This is a genomic window from Streptococcus sp. NLN76 (assembly GCF_015686645.1).
Lineage (GTDB): Bacteria > Bacillota > Bacilli > Lactobacillales > Streptococcaceae > Streptococcus.
In genome coordinates, this window is the sequence record NZ_JADPMS010000065.1 from 1 (window position 1) to 6,520 (window position 6,520).

General features: G+C 46.6%; 5 protein-coding genes. All 5 read left to right on the top strand.

Annotated features, from left to right (window positions below):
• The first annotated feature begins 357 nt into the window (after positions 1–357).
• From I1A59_RS08815 to I1A59_RS08835, 5 genes are read left to right on the top strand one after another with little or no spacing between them, the layout of a single operon-like run.
• Entirely contained in the window at positions 358–1,104 is a 747-nt protein-coding gene (locus I1A59_RS08815) for an isoprenyl transferase (protein ID WP_196092410.1), read from the top strand.
• Positions 1,105–1,908, top strand: coding sequence for a phosphatidate cytidylyltransferase (locus I1A59_RS08820; RefSeq protein ID WP_196092406.1), 804 nt, complete (start codon positions 1,105–1,107; stop codon positions 1,906–1,908).
• A 1-nt stretch (position 1,909) separates the two neighbouring features.
• Positions 1,910–3,049: a 1-deoxy-D-xylulose-5-phosphate reductoisomerase gene (dxr, locus tag I1A59_RS08825; RefSeq protein WP_196092407.1), complete on the top strand. Its 1,140-nt coding sequence runs from the start codon at positions 1,910–1,912 to the stop codon at positions 3,047–3,049.
• Positions 3,046–4,290 (top strand): RIP metalloprotease RseP, encoded by a 1,245-nt coding sequence (rseP, locus tag I1A59_RS08830; RefSeq protein WP_196092408.1) that lies wholly within the window; start codon positions 3,046–3,048, stop codon positions 4,288–4,290. The genes dxr and rseP overlap by 4 nt, the downstream gene beginning before the upstream one ends.
• A gap of 10 nt (positions 4,291–4,300) precedes the next feature.
• On the top strand, positions 4,301–6,160 hold the full coding sequence (locus tag I1A59_RS08835) for a proline--tRNA ligase (RefSeq protein ID WP_196092409.1): 1,860 nt from the start codon (positions 4,301–4,303) through the stop codon (positions 6,158–6,160).
• The last annotated feature ends 360 nt before the right edge of the window (positions 6,161–6,520 follow it).

Consider the following 6,520-nt stretch of genomic DNA (forward strand, 5'->3'; position numbering starts at 1 on the left):
ATATGAAATCATAACATCCATAAAAACGCCCTCCTAAGCTAATTATAGGCTTAAGAGGGCGTTTTTACGAATATTTATCGGTTACTGAAAATTTTCAATAGGGAGTTTTCTTCATGCGTTTGTCGTGCTAAAAAACGGCGTGATTTCCCATGCCTAGGGCTTTTGTGGTATAATGAACTGATTCATACTCTCCTAAAAAGACTGATACAAAAAGTGATTCGTAGTTCTGGTTGCCGGTTTGCACCAAAAACTTGATAGTGAACCGAATCTTCTCGCTTCTTTTCGGAGAAGCTTGCACTGCTATACCAAGTGTGAAATGTTCTGTATTGAGGGAGAATAGAAAGAATGGAAAAGATTATGTTTGGATTCAAAAATAAGGAAGATGAATCTTCTTTACAGGTACCCAAGCACATTGGCATCATTATGGATGGAAATGGTCGCTGGGCGAAGACGCGGATGCAGCCACGAGTATTGGGACACAAAGCGGGTATGGAAGCTCTCCAAGAAGTTGCCAAGGCTGCTAGTCGGATGGGTGTACAGGTCTTGACGGTTTACGCCTTTTCTACAGAAAACTGGTCTCGGCCTGAAAAAGAAGTCAAGTTCATTATGAATTTGCCCGTTGAGTTTTACGACCGGTATGTACCGGAGTTGCATCGTCAAGGAGTGAAAATCCAGATGATTGGTGATGTGGACCGCCTCCCTGCTGCAACCTTGGACTCTTTGCGCAGGGCTGAAGAGCTAACAGCGGATAACCAGGGGATGATTCTGAACTTTGCACTGAACTATGGAGGTCGAGCAGAATTGACCAAGGCCGTACAAAAGATTGTGAAGCAAGTTCAAGTTGGGGCTTTAGAAGCAGATCAGGTTACAGACCAAGTGATCAGTTCTCATCTGTATACAGGTGTCTTACCAGAAGAAGTGCGTGATCCGGAGTTGATCATCCGTACCAGTGGAGAGATGCGTCTCAGTAATTTCATGCCTTGGCAGTCAGCCTACAGTGAGTTCTACTTTACAGACACCTTGTGGCCGGACTTTGATGCCCAGTCTCTAGAAGAGGCAGTTCAAGAATACAATCGGCGCAATCGACGTTTTGGAGGAGTTTAGATGGAAAAAGAATTACAGAATCGCCTGCTGTTTGGAGTGGGAGCAGCCGTGGCCTTGTTGGCTCTCTTGTGGTTCGGAGGTCTCCCGTTTCAATTTATCGTTGGCCTCTTAGCGATGTTGGGAGTTTATGAACTTTTTACCATGAAAGGTTTGGCTGTTAATACACCAGAAGGAATTCTAGCAACCCTTGCGGCGCTGGTCTTGGCTTTGCCTTTAGAGAATTACCTTTCTTTTTTACCCAATGATTCAAACATTTCGCTCTTTGCCGTTTTAGCTTTAGGCATTTTGGGAAGTACGGTCTTTGTGGAAGAATATAGCTATGACGATGCGGTCTATCCGATAGCTTCGGCCTTTTACGTAGGTTACGGTTTCCATATGTTGGTTGAGGCTCAGATGGCTGGTTTGGATAAGGTGTTATACGCACTCTTTATCGTGTGGGCAACTGATAGTTTAGCTTACTTCGTGGGCAAGCGATTTGGCCAGCGGAAATTGTTGCCGCAAGTGTCCCCTAATAAGACCGTTGAAGGGAGTCTAGGGGGAATTGCGGGGGCGATGGTGGTCACCGCCATCTATTATCTCGTGAGTCCGGGTACCTTTAACGGACGGAGTTTCTTCCTTGTTCTGGTATTGTCCATCTTCTTTTCAGTAGCAGGACAGTTTGGGGACTTGGTTGAAAGTTCCATCAAGCGTCACTATGGCGTCAAGGATTCCGGCCGCTTTATCCCAGGACATGGAGGACTCTTGGACCGCTTTGATAGCCTCCTCTTCGTCTTCCCACTTTTGCACTTAGCAGGGTTCTTCTAAGATGAAACGAATTTATGTGATGGGGGCGACGGGCTCCATCGGCCAGCAGACACTTGATATTCTAAGGTCTTATCCCGATCAGTTCCAGCTTAAGGCCTTTAGTTTTGCGACCAACCTGGAAGCGGCTCGTTCGATTGTGGAGGAATTTAAACCGGCTGCGGTTGTTGTAGAAGATGTAGGTCTGGCAGAAGCGCTGCTCACAGATTACCCCAACCTGGTCCATTACAAGACCCTCGATGCTTATGCAGCGGAAGGGGAGTATGATGTCATGGTCAACGCAGTCATGGGCAGTGTTGGCCTTGCGGCCACCATGGCGGCTATTCAGGCCGAAAAGGAAATTGCCCTGGCCAATAAAGAAACCCTGGTTATGGCTGGCGATTTTGTGATGGCCGCCGCCAGAGAGAAAGGAATCACTCTATTACCTGTGGACTCAGAACATTCCGCGATTTTTCAAGCCATGCAAGGTTTGAAGCGGGAGGATGTTAAAAAACTAGTTCTGACAGCTAGCGGGGGGAGTTTCCGCGACAAGAGTCGGGCCGACTTAGAAGGTGTGACCGTCGAGGAGGCTTTGGCTCACCCCAACTGGACCATGGGTGCCAAAATTACCATTGATTCAAGTACCATGGTCAACAAGGGTTTGGAAGTCATCGAGGCTCACCATCTCTTTGGTTGGGATTATGACCAGATTGAAGTCATCCAACACCGGGAGAGCATCCTTCATTCCATGGTGGAATTGCAGGATGGAGCCTTTTTAGCTCAGTTAGGTCCCAGCGATATGCGAGAGCCGATTCAATTTGCTCTGACCTATCCCTATCATCGGCCAATCTCCCAGCCCAAGCCCTTTGATCTTGCAGAAATTGGGGGTCTGCATTTTGAAAAAATGGATATGGATCGCTTCCCTATGCTGGCCCTGGCCTTTGAAGTGGGTCGGCGTGGTGGTTCTTTTCCAGCTGTCTACAATGCGGCCAACGAAGTGGCTGTTGCAGCCTTTTTAAAAGGGCAAATCACCTACTTGGATATTGAAAGCCTCATTCAACGGGCAGTAGACGAGCATCAGGAGGTCCAGTCTTTGGATTTGGATCGCATCTTTGAAATAGACCGATTAACACGGAAGAAAGTGAGGGGGTGGTTGCCTCTATGATGGGAATTCTAAGTTTTTTATTTATTTTTGCAGTTATCGTTATCGTTCATGAATACGGCCATTTTCTTTTTGCCAAAAGAGCGGGAATCTTAGTTCGAGAGTTTGCTGTTGGTATGGGGCCGAAAATCTTTAGCCATCAAGGCAAGGATGGAACCCTCTATACCATCCGCATCTTGCCCTTGGGGGGCTATGTGCGTATGGCTGGATGGGGGGAGGACCGGGTCGAGATTCCCAAGGGAAGTCTGGTTGCCCTAAGTCTCAATGATCAAGGGGTGGTCACTCGCCTCAATCTGTCCAAGAAGCAACTGGATCCACAAGCTGTGCCCTTGCAGGTTTTGGAATATGACTTGGAAGAGGCGCTAACGATTAAGGCGCTTTTGATGGATCAGGAGCAGAGCTATGCGGTAGATCACGATGCGACCATTATTGAAAAAGATGGAACGGAAGTGCGCATTGCTCCTCTGGATGTCCAGTATCAAAACGCTAGTCTGTGGGGCCGTTTCATGACAAACTTCGCAGGTCCCATGAATAATTTTATTTTGGGTGTGGTTGCCTTTAGTCTCCTACTCTTTCTACAAGGAGGGGCACCAAATCCAAATACCAACCAGGTCCGGGTCGTGGAATCTGGAGCATTGGCCAAGGCTGGATACAGCGGTCAGGTGACCTTGGAGAAAATCGGGGACACCACTATTGAAGATTATGCGGATATTTCTCCAGCTATTGAGAAAGCCACCGAGAAAACAAAGGATGGGAAGGTATCGGTTCAGGTCAACGATAACAGTCAGGAAGTTCAGCTGGATGAGATTGATGGGAGTTACCGTATTGGCGTCTTACCTGCCCTGGATACTAGTCTGACAGCGAAACTAACTGGAGGCTTCACCATGGCAGCGTCAGCAGCTGGACAAATTGTGACCGCCATCCGCAATCTGATTTTTAATCCGAATCTGAATGGACTGGGTGGTCCTGTGGCCATCTATCAGGCTTCCAGTATGGCGGCTCGCGATGGTTGGGTCAGTGTTCTTCAGTTGTTGGGATTCTTATCCATCAACATCGGGATTTTTAACTTACTACCGATTCCAGCCCTAGACGGAGGGAAGATCCTGTTGAATATCATTGAAGCCATCCGCCGTAAGCCTGTTAAACGGGAGACGGAAACCTATCTGACCTTGGTAGGGGCGGGCCTCATGGTTCTTCTGATGATTGCTGTAACCTGGAATGATATTATTCGAACATTTTTTTAGAGGAGAGTAAATGAAACAGAGTAAAATGCTAATCCCAACTTTGCGGGAGATGCCGAGTGATGCACAAGTTATTAGCCACGCCTTGATGTTGCGGGCAGGGTACGTTCGTCAAGTTTCTGCGGGGATTTATACCTACCTTCCGCTAGCTAACCGCGTTTTGGAAAAAGCAAAACACATTATGCGGGAAGAATTTGACAAGATGGATGCGGTGGAGATGCTCGCACCCGCGCTTCTCAGTGCAGATCTTTGGCGTGAGTCTGGCCGTTACGATACTTACGGTGAAGACTTGTATAAATTGAAAAACCGGGAAGGCTCAGACTTTATCCTAGGCCCAACGCATGAAGAGACCATGACCGTTGTTGTGCGGGACTCCGTTAAGTCTTACAAACAATTGCCAATGAATCTTTACCAAATTCAATCCAAATACCGTGACGAGAAACGTCCTCGCAATGGGCTTCTACGGACTCGTGAATTTATCATGAAGGACGGCTATAGTTTCCACGCGGATTATGATAGTTTGGATGTGACTTATGAGGACTACCGCCAAGCCTATGAGCGGATCTTTGATCGTTCTGGTTTGGAGTATAAAGCCATCATCGGTGATGGTGGGGCTATGGGTGGTAAGGATAGTCAAGAATTTATGGCGATCACTCCAGAGCGGACGGACTTGGATCGGTGGTTGGTCTTGGATAAATCTATTGCTAGCTTAGATGAAATTCCAGAAGAAGTTTTGGCCGACATCCGTACTGAGTTGGAAAAATGGGTGATTTCTGGTGAGGACACTATCGTTTACTCTAGTGAATCTGGTTATGCGGCTAACCTTGAGATGGCAACCAATGAATACAAGCCGAAAAATGTCGTTGTAACAGAAGAAGAAGTTGTTAAGGTTTCGACACCAGATACCAAGACCATTGATGCTGTTGCAGCATTGCTAGACGTCCCAGAGGAGCAAACCATCAAGACGATGATTTACATGGCAGATGGTAAACCGGTAGCGGCGCTCCTTGTTGGGAATGATCAAGTCAATGAAGTGAAATTGAAAAACTACTTGGAAGCTGATTTCATGGACCCGGCGACAGATGCGGATGTCCAAGCCCTTCTCGATGCTGGCTTTGGATCTTTGGGACCAGTGGGGCTACCAGAAGAAGTGCGCATCATTGCTGACCGTAAGGTACAAGATGTTCGTAACGCCGTTGTTGGCGCTAACGAAGATGATTTCCACTTGACCGGTGTTAACCCAGGTCGGGACTTCCAAGCAGAGTATGTCGATATTCGGGAAGTCAAGGAAGGGGAAATCTCACCAGATGGCATGGGCCAATTGCAATTTGCACGTGGAATCGAAATCGGCCACATCTTTAAGTTGGGAACCCGTTACTCCGAATCTATGGATGCCAAAGTCTTGGATGAGAACGGTCGCGCCATCCCAATCGTAATGGGATCTTATGGTATCGGAGTAAGCCGCTTGCTCTCTGCAATCATGGAACAACATGCGCGTCTTTTTGTGAATAAAACTCCTAAAGGCGATTACCGTTTCTCATGGGGTATTAACTTCCCTAAAGAGCTTGCACCTTTCGACGTCCACCTTATCCCAGTTAATGTCAAAGACCAAGATAGCCTTGATTTAACCGCACGTCTTGAAGCAGCCCTCATGGTAGAAGGCTATGAAGTCCTAACTGATGACCGTAATGAACGGGCTGGGGTTAAATTCAGTGATAGTGACTTGATTGGACTCCCAATCCGTATCACCGTCGGTAAAAAAGCAGCAGACGGTGTTGTTGAAGTTAAAATCAAATCCAGTGGATCTAGCATCGAAGTCCATGAAGACAACTTGCTAGAAACTCTTCATATTCTTCTTAAGGAAGAACGATAAACTAGTTTCCAAAACCCCAGCGCATGTCGCTAGGGTTTTTTACTAAAAAAATGAAAAAAATGAAACTTTCCCCTTGCAAAGACCAATATCATGTTGTATACTAATAAAGTCCTGAAGGGAGAGTTCCTTAAACGGGACGCAATCAGTAGAATAGTTCGGCTCAAACGAACGAAAACAAAAAAACTTCAAAAAAGTTAAACAAAAGTGTTGACAAGTCATTGAGGTTTTGGTAGACTGATTAAGTTGTCTCGTGAGAGACATGACCTTTGAAAACTGAACAAGACGAATACCAATGTGTAGGTAGTAGGAATACTACCTGTCAATAATAAAACAATAAATCTGTCAGCGACAGAAAAATGA

Excerpts from the sequence above, each read along its gene's own strand:
- I1A59_RS08815 (WP_196092410.1), top strand. The coding sequence starts at position 358 with ATGTTTGGATTCAAAAATAAGGAAGATGAATCTTCTTTACAGGTACCC.
- I1A59_RS08820 (WP_196092406.1), top strand. The coding sequence starts at position 1,105 with ATGGAAAAAGAATTACAGAATCGCCTGCTGTTTGGAGTGGGAGCAGCC.
- dxr (WP_196092407.1), top strand. The coding sequence starts at position 1,910 with ATGAAACGAATTTATGTGATGGGGGCGACGGGCTCCATCGGCCAGCAG.
- rseP (WP_196092408.1), top strand. The coding sequence starts at position 3,046 with ATGATGGGAATTCTAAGTTTTTTATTTATTTTTGCAGTTATCGTTATC.
- I1A59_RS08835 (WP_196092409.1), top strand. The coding sequence starts at position 4,301 with ATGAAACAGAGTAAAATGCTAATCCCAACTTTGCGGGAGATGCCGAGT.